This window comes from Leifsonia sp. SIMBA_070 (assembly GCF_046534635.1).
Classification (GTDB): Bacteria; Actinomycetota; Actinomycetes; order Actinomycetales; family Microbacteriaceae; genus Leifsonia.
Window position 1 is genome coordinate 1 of the sequence record NZ_JAWRYK010000037.1, and the last position, 433, is coordinate 433.

The 433-nt window shown below is 69.3% G+C and carries 1 protein-coding gene; it reads right to left on the minus strand.

Features of this window, described 5'->3' with window-relative positions:
• Positions 1–251: 251 nt before the first annotated feature.
• Positions 252–433, minus strand: a 182-nt coding sequence (locus SB754_RS19285) for an SDR family oxidoreductase (protein ID WP_410784025.1), incomplete at its 5' end; no start/stop codon positions are given.

Here is a 433-nt window from a genome sequence, read left to right on the forward strand (position 1 = left end):
GGTCATCGAGAAGATCCCCGGTGAGGACGGCCAGCAGGTCCCCGGTGAACCCCGGCAGCAGGTTCCGGACCAGGGCGACCCCGCGCTCCGGATGCACGGCGGCGGCAGCCTCCTGCGGGTGCTCAAAGGTGGAGGCGGCTTCATGGATGGAGCACAGTTCCAGGATGCGGGAGTTCATCGAAGCTGTCCTTTCAGGGGGTCATCACGGAGGGCGGGGTGTGTCCAGTGCGGAGGGTTTCCGCCCGGGACGGCTAGTAGGACCGGACCAGGCCGCCGTCGCAGCGGATTTGCTCGCCGGTGACATAGGACGCCGGGTTGCCCGCCAGGAAGGCCACGACGGCGGCGAACTCCTCCGGCCGTCCGTACCGTCCGGCGGGGATGGTTGCCTCGGAGGCTGCCCGGACTTCATCGGGCTGCTTTCCGGACCGGCTGG